This is a genomic window from Nonomuraea harbinensis (assembly GCF_019396385.1).
GTDB lineage: Bacteria > Actinomycetota > Actinomycetes > Streptosporangiales > Streptosporangiaceae > Nonomuraea > Nonomuraea ferruginea.
On the sequence record NZ_JAHKRN010000039.1, the window covers coordinates 43,708 to 60,659 of the forward strand.

Annotated in this window: 14 protein-coding genes; 11 read left to right on the forward strand and 3 right to left on the reverse strand. The window is 71.3% G+C overall.

Going from position 1 to position 16,952, the window contains the following annotated elements:
• The first annotated feature begins 4 nt into the window (after positions 1 to 4).
• From KME79_RS31770 to KME79_RS31780, 3 genes are all read left to right on the forward strand, one after another.
• Positions 5 to 169: a hypothetical protein gene (locus KME79_RS31770; protein ID WP_219548388.1), complete on the forward strand. Its 165-nt coding sequence runs from the start codon at positions 5 to 7 to the stop codon at positions 167 to 169.
• A gap of 73 nt (positions 170 to 242) precedes the next feature.
• On the forward strand, positions 243 to 1,964 hold the full coding sequence (locus tag KME79_RS31775; protein WP_219548390.1) for an ABC transporter ATP-binding protein: 1,722 nt from the start codon (positions 243 to 245) through the stop codon (positions 1,962 to 1,964).
• Positions 1,957 to 3,675: an ATP-binding cassette domain-containing protein gene (locus tag KME79_RS31780; RefSeq protein WP_219548392.1), complete on the forward strand. Its 1,719-nt coding sequence runs from the start codon at positions 1,957 to 1,959 to the stop codon at positions 3,673 to 3,675. The genes KME79_RS31775 and KME79_RS31780 overlap by 8 nt, the downstream gene beginning before the upstream one ends.
• Before the next feature lie 15 nt (positions 3,676 to 3,690).
• On the opposite strand, the gene KME79_RS31785 is transcribed toward KME79_RS31780, so the two are convergent.
• Both KME79_RS31785 and KME79_RS47175 read right to left on the reverse strand, forming a co-directional pair.
• A complete protein-coding gene (locus tag KME79_RS31785; protein WP_219548458.1) occupies positions 3,691 to 4,404 on the reverse strand; it encodes a response regulator in 714 nt (237 codons plus the stop codon).
• 14 nt (positions 4,405 to 4,418) lie between these two features.
• Positions 4,419 to 5,615 (reverse strand): sensor histidine kinase, encoded by a 1,197-nt coding sequence (locus KME79_RS47175; protein ID WP_219548394.1) that lies wholly within the window; start codon positions 5,613 to 5,615, stop codon positions 4,419 to 4,421.
• 250 nt (positions 5,616 to 5,865) lie between these two features.
• Here KME79_RS47175 and KME79_RS31795 point away from each other — a divergent pair, with 250 nt between their 5' ends.
• Positions 5,866 to 6,237, forward strand: coding sequence for a metalloregulator ArsR/SmtB family transcription factor (locus KME79_RS31795; protein ID WP_308249126.1), 372 nt, complete (start codon positions 5,866 to 5,868; stop codon positions 6,235 to 6,237).
• A 40-nt stretch (positions 6,238 to 6,277) separates the two neighbouring features.
• Positions 6,278 to 7,336 carry a tRNA 2-thiouridine(34) synthase MnmA gene (gene mnmA, locus KME79_RS31800; protein ID WP_219548399.1) on the forward strand — a complete coding sequence of 353 codons (1,059 nt, stop codon included), beginning with the start codon at positions 6,278 to 6,280 and terminating at the stop codon, positions 7,334 to 7,336.
• On the opposite strand, the gene KME79_RS31805 is transcribed toward mnmA, so the two are convergent.
• On the reverse strand, positions 7,333 to 7,962 hold the full coding sequence (locus KME79_RS31805) for an MBL fold metallo-hydrolase (RefSeq protein WP_219548401.1): 630 nt from the start codon (positions 7,960 to 7,962) through the stop codon (positions 7,333 to 7,335). The genes mnmA and KME79_RS31805 overlap by 4 nt on opposite strands.
• A 24-nt stretch (positions 7,963 to 7,986) precedes the next feature.
• Here KME79_RS31805 and KME79_RS31810 point away from each other — a divergent pair, with 24 nt between their 5' ends.
• The 6 genes from KME79_RS31810 (at position 7,987) to gatB (ending at position 16,874) form a co-directional block, all read left to right on the forward strand.
• Complete coding sequence (locus KME79_RS31810; protein ID WP_219548404.1) at positions 7,987 to 8,976, forward strand: methionine synthase; 990 nt, start codon at positions 7,987 to 7,989, stop codon at positions 8,974 to 8,976.
• 70 nt (positions 8,977 to 9,046) lie between these two features.
• Positions 9,047 to 11,209 (forward strand): NAD-dependent DNA ligase LigA, encoded by a 2,163-nt coding sequence (gene ligA, locus KME79_RS31815; protein ID WP_219548459.1) that lies wholly within the window; start codon positions 9,047 to 9,049, stop codon positions 11,207 to 11,209.
• Positions 11,210 to 11,370: 161 nt separating this feature from the next.
• Positions 11,371 to 13,431 carry a putative bifunctional diguanylate cyclase/phosphodiesterase gene (locus KME79_RS31820; RefSeq protein ID WP_219548407.1) on the forward strand — a complete coding sequence of 687 codons (2,061 nt, stop codon included), beginning with the start codon at positions 11,371 to 11,373 and terminating at the stop codon, positions 13,429 to 13,431.
• 109 nt (positions 13,432 to 13,540) lie between these two features.
• Positions 13,541 to 13,840 (forward strand): Asp-tRNA(Asn)/Glu-tRNA(Gln) amidotransferase subunit GatC, encoded by a 300-nt coding sequence (gene gatC / locus KME79_RS31825; protein WP_049556801.1) that lies wholly within the window; start codon positions 13,541 to 13,543, stop codon positions 13,838 to 13,840.
• On the forward strand, positions 13,837 to 15,330 hold the full coding sequence (gene gatA, locus KME79_RS31830; protein WP_148029461.1) for an Asp-tRNA(Asn)/Glu-tRNA(Gln) amidotransferase subunit GatA: 1,494 nt from the start codon (positions 13,837 to 13,839) through the stop codon (positions 15,328 to 15,330). Before gatC ends, gatA begins: the two co-directional genes overlap by 4 nt.
• Positions 15,331 to 15,368: 38 nt before the next feature.
• On the forward strand, positions 15,369 to 16,874 hold the full coding sequence (gene gatB, locus KME79_RS31835; protein ID WP_219548410.1) for an Asp-tRNA(Asn)/Glu-tRNA(Gln) amidotransferase subunit GatB: 1,506 nt from the start codon (positions 15,369 to 15,371) through the stop codon (positions 16,872 to 16,874).
• Positions 16,875 to 16,952 lie beyond the last annotated feature (78 nt).

Consider the following 16,952-nt stretch of genomic DNA (forward strand, 5'->3'; position numbering starts at 1 on the left):
GATCATGGGATACGTCCTCAACCTGCAGGGCCGGAGCGCGGCTTCTTCCGGCGACGAGCCCGCCTCGATCATCAGCACGGCCAGCGCCACCGCCGTCTGCGCGGCGAGCACGGTCAGCCTCTCCGCGTGCCTGGGAGGCAGCACCATCAGCGCGGTCGTCTGCATGTAGCAAGCGCATGAACCCGGCCGGGGCGCGTCTGGCGCCCTGGCCGTGCCATTTCGCGACAACGGAGGCGCCACCCATGGATTGGACACGCGCGGACCGCCTGCTCGCGCGAACGGTGAAAGCGGGACTCGCCTGGAACATCCTGCTCCTCGCGGTGAGTCTGTGCCGCTCGGCGGGCGCGCTCGCCTTCCCCGCCCTGCTCGCCGCGGCCATCGACGAACGGCTGATGGGAGAGGGACATGCCGCGCTCGTCAGCCTGACGGTGCTGATGGCGGCGCTGCTCCTGGGCGAGGTGGCCAACCAGCTCATCGCCCCCTGGTGCGTGAGCACGATCGTCCTCGGCCTCCGCCGTCAGTTCCTCGACCACGCGCTGCGCCTCACGGTCCGCGACCGCGCCGGATTCGCCAGCGGAGATCTGACCAGCAGGCTGCTGACGAGCACCACCGAGACCGGGTCCGTCGTGCCGCTGCTGACCGTCTGGACGACGTCGCTGGTGGTGTCGGGAGGCGCGCTGGTGGCACTGGGCCTGATCGATCCAAGGCTGCTGCTGGCGTTCGTCGCCGGAGGCCCGGCGGCGACCCTGGTGATCCGCGCCTTCGTCGGGCGCATCTCGCCGCTCCTGACCGCCTACCTGGGCATTCAGGGCCGCATCTCGGGGCGCCTGGTCGAGGTCCTGACCGGGATCCGCACGGTCCGGGCGGCCGGGACCGAGCATCAGGAGATCGAACGCGTTCTGTCTGATCTGCCCGACCTGCACAGCGCCGGACGCGACTCCTGGAAGCTGCAGGGGAAACTGAACCTGCGTGCCTCGCTGCTCATGCCGCTGATGCAGGTCACGGTCATCGCCACGGCGGGGTTCGTGCTGGTGGACGGGGCGATCACACCCGGTCAGCTGACTGCCGCCGCCGCCTACGTGGGGATGGCACTCGGTCTTTTCGGCCAGGCCAACCTTTTCATGGCGCTGGCACAGGCGCGCGCCGGCGCCCGCCGCGTGGACGAGGTGCTGTCGGCCGGGGAGACGGGCCACGGGGACCGCGCGCTGCCCGCCGGAACGGGCGAGCTGAGCATCGAGCACGTCACGGTCACGGGTCCGGAAGGACCGCTGCTCGACGGCGTCGACCTGCGGGTGCCGGGCGGCAGCACCCTCGCCGTGGTCGGCACGTCAGGATCCGGGAAGTCCACTCTCGCGGCGGTCGCGGGGCGGTTGATCGACCCGGACGAGGGCCGTGTCCTCCTGGACGGGGTGCCGCTGCGCGACCTCTCCCCGCCGGCACTCGCCGCCGCGGTGGGGTGGGCGTTCGAACGTCCGGTCTACCTGACCGGCACGTTCGCCGAGGCCATCGGCTTCGGCGGCACCGGCATCCCGCACGACCGGGTACGGCGGGCCGCACGGGCCGCCCAGGTCGATCCGTTCATCAGACGCCTGCCCCTCGGCTACGACACACCCTGTTCGGACGCCCTCCTGTCGGGGGGAGAGCGGCAGCGGCTCGGTCTCGCGCGCGGACTGGCGCACGGCGGCCGCGTCCTCATCCTGGACGACGCGCTCTCCAGCGTGGACAGCATCACCGAGTTGCGGATCAGCAAGGCCATCGCCGGGATGAGCGGCGTCACGCGGATCCTGGTGACACACAAGATCTCGATCGCGGGGCGTGCGGACCGGGTGGCCTGGATCGACCGGGGACGGATCCGGGCCTGCGCGCCCCACGCGGAGCTGTGGCGGATGCCCGATTACCGCCGCCTGTTCCAGCCGGGACCGGAAGACCACCACAGTGAGGGACGGGAGCTGAGCCATGTCTGATCACGACGGCGCGGGCTGGCCGCTGATCCGCCGGTCGTTGCTGCGGCGGCGTGGATCGCTCGCTGTCCTGGCCGCCTGGTCAGTGGTGGAGTCCGTGCCCGCGATGGCCTCAGGGGTGCTGGTCGCCAAGGCCGTCGACGAGGGATTCCTCCGTGGGGACGCGCTCACGGGGCTGTCGTGGCTGGCCGCGTTGCTCCTGGTGTACGCGGTCGGCGCCGTCGCGTCGCGCTTCACGTACCCGATCGTCGGCGCGATCGTCGAGCCGCTCCGCGACGACCTCCTGCGCGGCGTGGTGACCGGCATCGTGCACGGGCACGGCGACGTCGCCGACGGTTCGACGATCGCCCGTGTCACGCAGCAGGTCGAATCCGTACGCAAGGCCGTGGCGATGCTGCTGAACGGCATGCGGAGATTCCTGTTCACGCTCGCCGCCGCGGCCTTCGGGCTGACCGCGCTCGCCCCCGAGATCGTCTGGCTGACCATGCCGCCTGTACTGGTGGCAGGGCTGCTGTTCGCCGCACTGCTGCGGAGGCTCGTCCGCCGTCAGCGCGCGGCCATCGAGGCGAACGAACGGGTCGCCGGCGAGGTGACCGCCGCTCTGGCCGGGCACCGGGACATCAGAGCCTTCGGCCGTGAGGAGAAGACCGTCGCGTCCGTCACCGCCACCCTCGCCGCGGAGCGTGCCGCGCACCAACGCCTGGCCCGTGCCACCGCCGCACGCAGCCTCATCACCGCCGCCGGAGGCCAGCTTCCGCTGCTGTGCCTGCTGTTCGGAGCGCCGTGGCTGATGAGCCGTGGCGTGACAGCCGGCGTGCTGGTCGGCGCGGCGACGTACGTCAGCATGCACCTGGAGCCCGTCATGAGGATGCTCACCGAGGTCATCGGCGGCTCCGGCCTTCAGCTGGCGGTGACCGTACGCAGGCTCGCCGAGGCCGATCCCGCCCGCCTGCCGGTGACAGGGCAGCCGGAGGCGTTCCCGGAGGGCACGGAGGTCGTGGTCGAGGACCTGGAGTTCGCCTACGGCGCGGGCGCCGAACCAGTCCTCCGGGATCTGTCGTTCACCGTCCCCGAGAACGGCCACCTCGCCATCGTGGGCCCAAGCGGGATCGGGAAGTCCACACTGGCGGCGCTGCTGGCCGGGCTGGCCGTGCCCGGCCGAGGCCGCGTCAGGGTCGGCGGCACGGCGCCGGACCTCGTCCCGTCCGCCCGGCGCAGGGAGCACATCGTCCTGGTGCCCCAGGAGTCGTACGTCTTCTCCGGGACCGTCGAGGAGAACCTGCGCTACCTCAACGCGGACGCCGGCGGACCGGAGCTTTCTGCCGCGGTACGGAACGTGGGGGCCGAGAACCTGATCACCAGGCTCGGCGGGCTGGACGCCCAGGTCGAACCGGCCCGGTTGTCGGCCGGGGAGAAGCAACTGATCGGGCTGAGCCGGGCCTACGTGAGCCGGGCCCACGTCGTCATCCTCGACGAAGCGAGCTGTCACCTGGACCCCGTCGCCGAGGCACGAGCCGAACTGGCCTTCCGTTCGAGGCCGGGAACGCTGATCGTGATCGCGCACCGTGCGTCGTCGGCGTTGCGCGCCGGGCGGATCCTGCTGCTCGACGGCACCCGGGCGTCCTTCGGCGAGCACCGGCACCTGGTGGAAACCTCGGAACTGTACGCCGAGCTCGTCGGGCATTCCCGTCGTACGGCCGGCTCCCAGAGGTGAGAGCCGGCCGCGGCGTCACTGGCCGGCGGCGTTCTGCGACACCCACACCGCGATCTGGGTACGGTCGCGCAGCCCGAGCTTGCGCAGGCAGTTGGAGATGTGGTTCTTGGTGGTGCCCTCCGTGATGTAGAGCTGTCGCGCGATCTCCTTGTTGGAGGCGCCCGAGCCGACGAGCAGGGCGATCTCGTACTCGCGCTCGGACAGCCCGTACGGCGGCCTCGTGGCGGAGGCGTCGTCGCGCGTGGGCTCGACCGGCTCAGGCGGGCGGATCTGGGTGCCTTCGCGTAACGCTGCCACCAGCCGCTCCGTGGCCGCGCCGCTCAGCACGGTCTCACCCCCCGCGGCCCGCTTGATCGCCGCCACCAGCTCGTCGGGCGGGGTGTCCTTCAGCAGATAGCCTCTGGCGCCCGCACGCAGCCCACCGAAGATGTAGTCGTCGTCGTCGAACGTCGTGAGCATCACGGAGGCGATGGCGGGGAACTCCGCGCGCAGCCGTCCGACGAGTTCGACGCCGTCCATCACCGGCATGCGGGCGTCCACGAGAGCCACGTGGGGGCGGTCCGCCGGAGGCATGCCCGACAGGAGGCGGAGGGCGTCGGCGCCGTTGGCGGCGGATCCGACGATCTCGATGTCCGGTTCGATCTCCAGGAGCTTGCGCAGGCCCTCGCGCATCAGAATCTGGTCGTCCACCAGCAGGACCCGGATCACATCGCCCTCCCCATCTTCCATGGCGTCTTCCACGGTCACGCCGGCACCATCGCCCGGAGGGTGAACCCCTCACCGGGATCGCTGCTCACGTCCAGGGCCCCGTTGACGGACTCCAGGCGCTCGCGCAGGCCGCGCAGCCCGAAGCCTGTGGTGATCGAGTCCCGTTCGGCGCCGGCGCCGTCGTCGGACACGGTCAGCTCCACTCGCTCGGGGGTGCAGTCGAGCGCGACCACGATGTTCCGGGCCCGGGAGTGGCGCAACGCGTTGGTCAGCCCTTCCTGGACGATCCGGTAGCAGACGAGTTCGCGGCTCTCGTCCACATCGGGCCAGGTGCCTCGTACCGTGAAGGCGACGTCGGTGTCGGCCGAGCCGAACGACTCGGCCAGCGCGCGCAGCGCGGCGACTCCGGTGCGGCCCTTCATGCGCAGCGGCTTGAGCGCGCGGACCCAGCGGCGGGTGTCCGTCAGCGCCTCCAGCGTCAGCTCCTGCGCCTGACGCACCTCGTCCCACGCGGCCTCGGGGCGTGCGGTGCGATACCGCTGCGCGTTCGCCAGGCTCACGTTGATGACCGTGAGGTAATGACCTACGGAGTCGTGCATGTCCCGGGCGATCCGGGTGCGCTCCTCGGCGATGGCCAGCTCACGGGTCTGTGCCGCGTAGCGCCGGAGCTCCGCATGCGCCTGTTCCAGGTCGGCCAGGAGTCGCCGGGTCACCTCCGCCCGGCGTTCGGACTCGATCATCGCGACCACCACGACCAGGATCACCAGGCACAGGAGCAGGACGGCCGCGCCGTTGACGATGGCCGCGACGAACGACTGCTCGGGATTGAGCAGCCCGATCCCGAACGGGAAGAGCCCCGCCACGGCCGCGTATCCCAGGCCCCCGCGCAGTCCGAAGACGACCAGGGCGTTCCCGACCGCCACGCTCACGATCAGCAGGGCGGCTATCCCGCCGGCCAGCATGAGGAGCAGGCTCGTGGCCAGGAAGGCGACGGTGGCCGCCTTGCGCAGGGGCGGGACGTCCTGCCGCCACGGCATGAGCAGCCAGAGAACACCGCTCATGGGCAGGGCGGCGGCGCTGACGAAAAGGAACACCTTCGGTAGCAGCCAGCCGGCCGGGTCCAAACGCCCCAATTCCTGGAAGCCGGTGACGAACACCAGGGCGCTGATGATGGCAGATCCCCAGAAGAAGGCGCTGAACACCAAAGGAGGGTGGTCGTGGGTGAATCCCACCCAACTTCCCACCTCTTTGATCGATCGGGAATCCCGCATAACCGCGAGCATAACCAGCCGGTTCTCGCAGCACAGCGTGGCCGTGGTCATGCCTCGCAGGGCCGCCGGCGCATGACTTCGGTCATGGTGCAGCGTGACCCCTATGTGCCTTATGTGGGATATTTGGCGCTATTAGCCGAATTTACGATCTCTCCAATGGCAGGAAGCCGCCCATCACTGTCTAGGGCGAAACGAGGTGGGTTTCGTGCTGGTGAACCGTGCCTTCGAAGCTTTGGCTCACGTGCGACGTCGTGAGGTGTTACGCATCCTCCGCAAGCATGACCGGCTGTCGGCGGGGCAACTCGCCGAGCAGCTCGCGGTGCCCAGGCCGACGCTGTCCGGCCATCTCAACGTCTTGAAGGGGGCTGACCTCATCATCGGGGACAGGGAGGGCACGACCATCTGGTACCGCCTCAACATGACCGTGATGGAGGAGACGGTGGAACTGGTCCTGTCCCTGCTGAGCCGGGGCTCGGCGCCCGCCCTGCCCGTGGTGTCGCTCGACCAGGCCGACCGGCCCCGCGTCCGCCACCCTTTCCAGGAGCGCCTTCCCGTCAGCGGAGGTCGGCCGACCGTTCGGTGACGCCACACCACATCCGTGCGGCCAGTACGCTGGAACGGTCATGGGATTGCGTGTGCTTGCCGCCATGTCGGGCGGCGTCGACTCCGCCGTGGCCGCCGCCCGGATCGCCGAGGCCGGTCACGACGTCACCGGTGTCCATCTCGCCCTGTCCGCCAACCCCCAATCCCACCGCACCGGGGCCAGGGGCTGCTGCACGATCGAGGACTCGCGTGACGCCAGGCGGGCGGCCGACGTGATCGGCATCCCGTTCTACATCTGGGACATGGCCGAGCGGTTCCAGCGTGACGTGGTCGACGACTTCGTGGCCGAATACGCGGCCGGCCGCACGCCCAACCCGTGCCTGCGGTGCAACGAGAAGATCAAGTTCGCCGCGGTGCTCGACCGGGCGCTGGCGCTCGGCTTCGACGCGGTCGCGACCGGCCACCACGCCAGGCTCGTCGACGGCGTGCTGTCCAGGAGCGCCGACCCGGCCAAGGACCAGTCGTACGTGCTCGGGGTCCTCACCCGCGAGCAGCTCGGCCACGCCGTCTTCCCGCTGGGCGACTCCACCAAGGCCGAGGTGCGCGCGGAGGCGGCCCGGCGCGGGCTGACCGTCGCCGACAAGCCCGACAGCCACGACATCTGCTTCATCGCCGACGGCGACACCCGCGGCTTCCTGGCCGAGCGGCTCGGCGCGGCCGAGGGGCCGATCGTCGACGAGTCGGGCGCGGTCGTCGGCAGCCACCAGGGCGCCCACGGGTTCACCGTGGGCCAGCGCAAGGGCCTGCGCATCGACCGGCCCGCGCCCGACGGCAGGCCGCGCTACGTGCTGTCGATCGAGCCGGTCTCCAACACCGTCACGGTCGGGCCGCGCTCGGCGCTGGAGGTCACCCGCATCTCCTGCGTGCGCCCGGTGTGGAACGGCCCGCACGTCCGCGACGACCTCACCGTGCAGCTGCGCGCGCACGGCGAGGTGTACGGGTGCGCGTTCGAGGAGCGCGACGGCGGCCTGGAGATCGAGCTCGACAGGCCGGCCACCGGCGTCGCGGCCGGCCAGGCGGCGGTGCTCTACTCGGGGCCGACGGTGATCGGGTCGGCCACGATCACGTCGGCGGCCTAGAGTTCGATCGACCCGCCGACGGGCAGCCGGCGCATGTCGGCCTGCTGAGCCTCCGACTCCATCCGCAGCCAGTTGTCGACCAGCCCGAGCCCGATGTCGTTGAGCAGCCCGTCGTGGGTGGAGAGCGCCCGCGCGGGCCGGATCGTGCGCAGATACTCGACCATCTCCACGAGCTTCAGCCACGGCGCGTTGGTCGGCACCAGCAGCGTCTCCACCTCGGCGCCGGGCACGGTGAGCGCGTCGCCCGGGTAGAACAGCGAGCCGTCGACCATGAACCCGACGTTCTGCACGATCGGCAGGTCGGGATGGTTCTTCAGATGCCACTCGCCGAACACGTCCACCCGGAACCCGGCCGCCTGGAAGTCGTCGCCGTGACGGACCACGCCGACCTTCAGCGGCAGCTCGTCGAGCTCGGCGGCGACGGCCTCGCACGTCCACACCTCCAGATCGGGGGAGGCGGCGGCCAGCCGGTCGACGTCCAGGTGGTCGGGGTGCTGGTGGGTGATGAGCACCGCGTCCGCGCCGTCGAGCACCGGGTCCCGGGTGAAGGTGCCGGGGTCGATGACCAGGACCTTGCCGTCCTTCTCCAGGCGTACGCAGGCGTGCCCGTACTTCGTGAGCTTCATCTGGCACACCCTACGCTTGTGCCCATGCTGACGTGGGAAGCCACCGGGGTCGGGTCGCACCCGGGCGACGATCATCTAGAGGCGCTGCGGGTCGTGTTCGGGGAGGTGCCGGGGCTGCCCTACCTGCCGGAGCTGCCGGCGCGCGGGGTCGGCGCCGACCTGGTGGGGCGGACGGCGGGGCTGCTCGTCGACCTGCCCGTGGAGGTGCAGCCGTCCGGGTGGCGGCTGGCGGGGCGGCCGGGGCGCGACCACCAGCGGGCCGTCGACCATCTGCGGCGCGACCTCGACGGGCTGGAGGAGGTCGGCGACGGCTACGTGGGGCCGCTGAAGCTGCAGGTCTGCGGGCCGTGGACGCTGGCGGGCGCGATCGAGCTGCGTCACGGCGACAAGGTCCTGTCCGACCCGGGCGCGGTGCGCGACCTGGCCGCCTCCCTCGCGCAGGGCGTCGCCGACCACTGCGCCGAGGTGCGCCGGCGGATGCCCGGCGTCACCGACCTCGTGCTCCAGCTGGACGAGCCCGGCCTGCCCGGCGTGCTGAACGGCACGGTGCCGACCGCGTCCGGCTTCGGGCGGCTGCTCGCCGCCGAGGAGTGGCGGGTGGAGGAGTCGCTGCGCGCCTTCCCCGACGTGGTGGTCCACTGCTGCGCCCCTTCCGTGCCGTACGCGCTGCTGCGCCGGGCGGGGGTGCGGGCGGTGTCCACGGACGCGTCGCTGATCAGGCGCAGGGACGAGGAGCCGATCGGCGAGCTGGTCGAGGCCGGCGTCGGGCTGTTCCTCGGCGTGGTGCCCGCGACCGACACGCGGCTGCCCCGTTCCTCGGCGGTGGCCCGGCCCGCGCTGGAGTTGTGGCGGCGGCTCGGGTTCGCGCCGGAGGAGCTGGCCGGGAAGATCGTGCTCACGCCCGCCTGCGGGCTCGCCGGCGCCTCGCCCGGCTACGCCAGGTCGGCGCTGGCCGCCTGCCGGAAGGCCGCGCAGGTGATCAAGGACGACCCCGCGCGCGACCTCCAGGAGTGACGGTGCCGCGCGATACCGTTCGGCCAGGGGTGTTCGTACGGAAGGAGACGCCGTGAGCGAGCAGGGGGACATGCCAGCGGCGGCGCGGCAGCGGCATGCCGAGCTGAGCGAGCTGGTCGAGGAGGCGCGTTACCGCTACTACGTCGAAGACGCGCCGACGGTCAGCGACGCGCAGTTCGACACCTGGTTCAGCGAGCTGCTGGAGCTGGAGAAGGCCCATCCGGAGCTGCAGACGCCCGACTCGCCCACCCAGAAGGTCGGCGCGCCGGTCTCCGGCGAGTTCACCAAGGTCCACCACCTGGCCCGGATGGAGAGCCTCGACAACGTCTTCGACGCCGACGGCATGACCGGCTGGCTGACCAGGGCCGAGCGGCTGGCCGAAGGCGATCCCGGCCCCTACCTCTGCGAGCTGAAGATCGACGGGCTGGCCATCGCGCTGGTCTACCGCGACGGCAGGCTGGAGCGCGGCGCCACCCGGGGCGACGGGCGGGTGGGCGACGACGTGACCGCCAACGTGCGCACGATCAGGGACATCCCGCACCGGCTCACCGGCGACGACGTCCCCAGCCTGGTCGAGGTGCGCGGCGAGGTCTACATCCCGGTCGACGACTTCAAGCTGCTCAACGAGCAGCTCGTGGAGGAGGGCAAGCCGCCGTTCGCCAACCCGCGCAACTCCGCCGCCGGCACGCTCAGGCAGAAGGACCCGCGCGTCACCGCCAAGCGGCCGCTGCGCATGCTCGTCCACGGCGTGGGCGTCTGGGAGGGCGCGGCGGAGCCGCGGTCGCAGTCGCAGGTCTACGAGCGGCTGCGCGGGTTCGGGCTGCCGGTGAGCGACCTCTACCGGGTCGTGGACGGGCTCGACGAGGTCAACGCCTACATCGAGCACTACCGCGAGCACCGTCACGACCCCGCTTACGAGATCGACGGCGTGGTCGTTAAGGTCGACCGGTTCCGCATCCAGCGCGAGCTGGGCTCCACCTCGCGGGCGCCGCGCTGGGCCATCGCCTACAAGTACCCGCCCCAGGAGGTCAACACCAAGCTGCTCGACATCCAGGTCGGCGTCGGGCGCACCGGCCGGGTGACGCCGTTCGGCGTGATGGAGCCGGTGGTGGTGTCCGGCTCGACGGTCAACCGGGCGACGCTCCACAACGCCGCCGTCGTCGAGAAGAAGGGCGTGCTCATCGGCGACACGGTGATCCTGCGCAAGGCCGGCGACGTCATCCCCGAGATCATCGGCCCGGTCACCGCGCTGCGCGACGGCTCCGAGAGGGCCTTCGCCATGCCCACCCACTGCCCGGAGTGCGGCACCGAGCTGGCCTACGAGCAGGAGGGCGACGCCGACCTGCGCTGCCCCAACGCCCGCGGCTGTCCCGCGCAGATCCGCGAGCGCCTCTACTTCGCCGCCCACCGCAACGCGCTCGACATCCGGGGCCTGGGTTACGTCGCCGCCACCGCGCTCAGCCAGCCGGTGCCGCCGCAGGAGCCGGTGGTCCGCACCGAGGCCGACCTGTTCGACCTCACGCTCGACCGGCTGGTGCCGATCAGGTCGGTGGTCCGCGACCAGGAGTCCGGCCTGCCGAAGATCGACCCGAAGACCGGCGAGGAGAAGGTCGTCTCGCTGTTCTCCAACGCCGACGGCAGGCCCAGCCAGGCCGCCCACCAGCTCATCGCCGAGCTCGACCGGGTCAAGCGGGAGGCGCCGCTCTGGCGGGTGCTGGTCGCGCTGTCGATCCGCCACGTCGGCCCGCCGACCGCGCAGAAGCTGGCCGCCGAGCTGCGCTCCGTCGACGCCGTCATGAACGCCACCGAGGAGGAGCTCGCCGCGGTCGAGGACATCGGCCCGCGGATGGCGGTCACCATCAAGGAGTGGTTCCAGGTCGGCTGGCACCGCGAGATCGTCGAGCGGTGGCGGCGCGCGGGCGTCCGCATGGAGGAGGAGGCCCCGGCCGTCTCCGAGCTGCCGCAGACGCTGGCGGGGCTCACGTTCGTGGTCACCGGCACGCTGGCCGGCCACACCCGCGACGAGGCGGGCGCGGAGCTGACCGCCAGGGGCGGCAAGGTGACCGGATCGGTGTCGAAGAAGACGTCGTTCCTGATCGCCGGCGAGAACGCCGGGTCCAAGTACGACAAGGCCGTCAGCCTCAAGATCCCCATTCTGACCGACGAAGGTTTCGCGACCCTGCTCGAACACGGGCCCGACGCCGCCGCGGAGCTGGCGGTCACGCCCGAATAGTGACGCTCGGGAAGTTTCTGTGAATACAGGGCGTTGACCAGGTAACTACGGAGGGTGGGTGCAGGCCGGGGAGGAGATGTGACGGAACGTACGCACTTGGCTGCGAGAAGTGGGTTATGGTCGTACCCTCCCATAGTGAACTAATGGGGGTTTCGTTAACGATGACTGACCCAACCGACACCCGCGACACCGGGCCGCGCGCCGGCACGCCCCTGTGGGCGTTCCTCGCGGGCGTCACCGTGATCGGCTTCACCGCGCTCCTCGTGGCCGTGCTGAGACTGGACCCGGGCCCCTTGACGGAGCTCGTCCGCACGCCGCTGTTCTGGGTGCTCGCGGTGCTGGTCGTCCTGGGCGAGCTGCGGCCGGTCATGGTGTCCTCCGCCACCGCGGTGGGCGGCACGTACCCCTCGGCCATGTTCACCTTCGCGGTCCTGCTCTACCTCGGTCTGCCCGTGGCCGTGCTCCTGCAGGCCGTGGCCGTCATCGTCAACGGCATCGCCACCCGCAAGGCCTGGCACCGGGTGATGTTCAACATCGCCCAGTCGACGCTCGCGCTCACCGCCGCCGCCGTCGTGATCGGCGCGTTCGGCCACGCGCCGAACCCGGCCGTGCCGTGGGTGCCGACCGGCGACGCGCTGCCGGCCATCGCGCTGGCCGGGGTCGCCTACTTCGCCACCCGTGCCAGCCTCGTGTGCGGCGCCGTGGCGCTGCACGAACGCCGCTCCATCCTGCGGGTGCTGCGCGCCTCGATCGGGCCGCAGGCCCTGGTGTACGCCGGGCTGCTCGGGCTGGCCCCGCTGGTCGTCGTCGTGATGAACCACTCACCCGGGCTGGTGCCGCTGTTCGTGGCCCCGCTCGCGGCCGTCTACTTCACCGCCACGCTCTCCATGCGCCGCGACCACCAGGCGCTGCACGACGAGCTGACCGGGCTGCCCAACCGCAAGATGCTCATCGTCAGCACCGAGGAGGCGCTGGCCGAGGCCCGCCATGACGAGCGGGTCGGCCTGTTCCTCATCGACCTCGACCGGTTCAAGGAGGTCAACGACACGATGGGCCACCCGGTCGGCGACCGGCTGCTGCAACTCGTCGCCCACCGGCTCACCCACTCCGTGCGGCCCGGCGACGTGGTGGCCCGGCTCGGCGGCGACGAGTTCGCCGTGCTGCTGCCGTCCATCAGGGACGCCCACGCCGCCCGCGAGGTGGCCGCCCGGCTGCGGGCCGCGCTCACCGAGCCGGTGCGGCTCGAAGGCATGTCGTTCGACCTCGACGGCTCCGTCGGCATCGCCCTCTACCCCGACCACGCGCCCGACTTCGAGCTGCTGCTCCAGCGCGCCGACGTGGCGATGTACCTGGCCAAGGAGGGCCGCACCGGCGTCGAGATCTACCAGCCGGACAAGGACCGCAACTCGCCCGAACGCCTCAACCTGCTGGGCGACCTGCGCCGCGCGCTCGACGGCCGCGAGCTGCGCCTGCACTACCAGCCGAAGATCGCCCTGGCCGGCGGCGCCGTCGACGGGGTCGAGGCGCTGCTGCGCTGGCACCACCCGGTCCACGGCGCCATCGGGCCGTCGGACTTCATCCCGCTGGCCGAGCAGTCCTACCTGATGCGCCAGCTCACCGCCTACGTCGTCGACGAGGCGCTGGAGCAGGCCGCCCGCTGGTGGCAGACCGGCCTGCGGGTGCAGATCTCGGTCAACATCTCCGCCCGCGACCTGCTCGGCCCCGCCCTGCCCGAGCAGCTCGAAGCCGGCCTGGCCAGGCACCGGCTGCCGCCGGCCGCGATCCAGCTGGAGGTCACCGAGCGCATCCTGACCGGCGACCAGGTCTACACCCAGGAGACCATCAAGGCGCTGGCCGCGCTCGGCGTGCCGCTCGCGCTCGACGACTTCGGCACCGGCTACTCGTCGCTCATCCGGCTGCAGCGGCTGGCGATCTCCGAAGTGAAGATCGACTCCTCCTTCGTGCGCCGCATGGCCGACTCCGCCGACGACGACCGCATCGTCCGCTCCATCGTCGACCTGGTCCGCTCGTTCGGCCTGCGCTCCGTGGCGGAGGGCGTCGAGTCCGAGACGGTCGCGCTCCGCCTCGCCGAGATCGGCTGCGACCTGGGCCAGGGGTGGCTGTTCTGCGAGCCGATGCCGGCCGCCGACGCCACCGCCTGGCTCCGCGAGCGTCAGGAGCGCGAGTACGAGTACGGCGAGGAGTTCCCCCAGACCGTCTGAGGCGTCACGCCACTGGTGTTACCAGGTGGTTAAGGGTTCTGAGGCGATCCGTCAAGGCCCCTAGGATGTGAGTGTCCAAACTCCATCCACGAAACGGGTTCAACGACTCATGTCCGCCATAACCCGCGACGAGGTCGCGCATCTGGCCCGGTTGTCCAGGCTGGCGCTCACCGACGACGAGCTCGACCACTACGCCACGCAGCTCGATGCCATCATCGAGTCGGTCGCGAAGGTGGCCGAGGTCGCCGCCGAGGACGTGCCGCCATCGTCGCACGCTCTGCCTCTGACCAACGTCTTCCGTCCCGATGAGGTGCGACAGTCCCTGACGCCCGAGCAGGCCCTGTCGGGCGCTCCCGCCGTCGAGGACGACCGCTTCCGGGTGCCGCGCATCCTCGGGGAGGAGGCATGAGCCTGATCCGCAAGACCGCCGCCGAGCTCGGCGCGATGATCGCCGCCGGTGAGGTGTCCGCGGTCGAGGTGGCCGAGGCCCACCTCGATCGGATGGCCGAGGTGGAGCCCCAGGTCAAGGCGTTCCTGCACGTCGACCGCGAGACCACGCTGGGGCAGGCGCGGGCCGTGGACGCCCGGCTGCGGGCGGGCGAGAAGCTCGGGCCGCTGGCCGGGGTGCCCATCGCGCACAAGGACATCTTCACCACCCACGACATGCCGACCACGGCCGCGTCCAAGATCCTCGAAGGCTGGCGTCCGCCCTACGACGCGACCGTCACCCGGCGGCTGCGCGAGGCCGGGCTGGTCATCCTGGGCAAGACCAACCTGGACGAGTTCGCGATGGGCTCCTCCACGGAGAACTCGGCCTACCACGCCACCCACAACCCGTGGGACCTGACCCGGGTGCCCGGCGGCTCGTCGGGCGGCTCCAGCGCCGCCGTGGCCGCCTACGAGGCCCCGCTGGCGACCGGCACCGACACCGGCGGCTCGATCCGCCAGCCCGCCTCCGTCACCGGCATCGTCGGCATGAAGCCCACCTACGGCGGCTCGTCCCGTTACGGGCTGATCGCCTTCGCCAGCTCGCTCGACACGCCGGGCCCGTTCGCCCGCAACGTGCTCGACGCCGCGCTGCTGCAGGAGGTGTTCTCCGGTCACGACCCGATGGACTCGACCTCCATCGACGCCCCGGTGCCGTCCGTCGTCGAGGCCGCGCGCCACGGCGACGTCTCCGGCATGCGCATCGGCGTCGTCAAGGAGTTCGCCGCGGGTGAGGGGGCCCAGGCCGGCGTGCTGGCCCGCTTCAACGAGACCGTGCAGCTCCTGGAGTCGCTCGGCGCCAAGGTCGTCGAGGTGTCCTGCCCGGCGTTCGCGAGCGCCCTGCCGGCCTACTACCTGATCGCGCCGTCGGAGTGCTCCTCCAACCTGGCCCGTTTCGACGCCATGCGTTACGGCCTGCGCGTGGGCGACGACGGCGACCGCAGCGCCGAGGAGGTCATGGCGCTGACCAGGGCCGCCGGCTTCGGTCCCGAGGTCAAGCGGCGCATCATGCTGGGCACGTACGCCCTGTCGAGCGGCTACTACGACGCCTACTACGGCCAGGCGCAGAAGGTCCGCACGGTCATCTCGCGCGAGTTCGAGGCCGCCTTCCACCAGGTCGACGTGCTCGTCTCGCCGACGACGCCGACGACGGCGTTCCCGATCGGCGAGCGCGCCGACGACCCGATGGCGATGTACCTCGCCGACCTCTACACGATCCCGTCCAACCTGACGGGCAACGCGGCCATCTCGGTGCCGTGCGGCTTGGCCGACGAGGACGGCCTGCCGGTGGGCCTGCAGATCATGGCCCCGGTCCTGGGCGACGACCGCTGCTACCGGGTCGGCGCCGCCGTGGAGCAGGCCCTCGAAAGCCGCTGGGGCGGCAGCCTGCTGGCCAAGGCACCGGCGCTCTAGGAGCTGGTTCGCATGCGATCTGAACGAAGGACCTCATCATGACTGTCGAGACGGCCATGCCGTACGACGAGGCGCTCGCTCGCTTCGAGCCCGTGCTCGGGCTGGAGACGCACGTCGAGCTGGGCACCGCGTCGAAGATGTTCTGCGGCTGCAAGACCACCTTCGGCGCGCCGCCCAACACGCAGGTGTGCCCGACCTGCCTGGCGCTGCCGGGGGCGCTGCCCGTGGCCAACGCCATGGCGATCGAGTCCACGATCAGGATCGGCCTGGCGCTCAACTGCTCGATCGCCGAGTGGTGCCGCATGGCTCGGAAGAACTACTTCTATCCGGACATGCCGAAGAACTACCAGATCTCCCAGTACGACGAGCCGCTCTGCTTCGACGGCTACCTCGACGTGGAGGTCGACGGCGAGACCGTGCGGATCGAGATCGAGCGGGTCCACCTGGAGGAGGACACCGGCAAGTCGACCCACGTGGGCGGCGCCACCGGCCGCATCCACGGCGCCGACTACTCGATCGTCGACTACAACCGGGCCGGCATCCCGCTGGTCGAGATCGTCACCAAGCCGATCCCCGGCACCGACCGGCTCGCGCCCGAGGTGGCCAAGGCATACGTGACCGAGCTGCGCGAGATCATGCGCTCGCTGGGCGTCTCCGACGTGCGCATGGAGGAGGGCTCGCTGCGCTGCGACGTGAACGTCTCGCTCATGCCGCGCGGCTCGTCCGAGTGGGGCACCCGTACCGAGACCAAGAACGTCAACTCGCTGCGCAGCGTCGAGCGCGCGGTGCGCGGCGAGATCGAGCGGCAGGCCGCGATCCTCGCCGACGGCGGCCGGATCGTGCAGGAGACCCGTCACTTCCACGAGGACACCGGCACCACCACGTCCGGCCGGTCCAAGGAGGAGGCGCAGGACTACCGCTACTTCCCCGAGCCCGACCTGGTGCCGATCGCGCCGGACCCGGCGTGGGTGGCGGAGCTCAAGGCGGGGCTGCCCGAGCTGCCGACGGTCAAGCGCAAGCGGCTGCAGGCCGAGTGGGGGCTGTCCGACCTCGACATGCGGGCCATGCACAACGCCGACGCCATCGACCTGGTGGAGGCCACGGTCGGGGCGGGCGCGCCCGCGGCCGACGCCCGCAAGTGGTGGATGGGCGAGCTGGCCCGCCGCGCCAACGAGACCGGCGTGGCGCTGGCCGACCTGCCGATCACGCCCGCGCAGGTGGCCAGGGTGACCGAGCTGGTCGCCTCCGGCGCGCTCAACGACAAGCTGGCCCGCGAGGTGCTGGAGGGCGTGCTCGGCGGCGAGGGCGCCCCCGACGAGGTGGTCGAGAAGCGCGGCCTGAAGATCGTCAACGACGAGGGCGAGCTGTCGGCGATGATCGACGAGGTCCTGGCGGGCAACGCCGACGCCGCCGAGAAGGTGCGCTCCGGCAAGATCGCGGCCGTCGGCGCGCTGGTCGGCGGCGTGATGAAGGCCAGCCGCGGCAAGGCCGACGCGGCCCGCGCCCGTCAGCTCATCCTGGAGAAGCTGGGCGTCTCCGAGTAGGTCCTAGGTCCCGCCCTCCGCGCGTGGGGGCGGGACCTAGGCCGATCCGCGTACCCCGGCCTACGGCCGTGGCTGGAG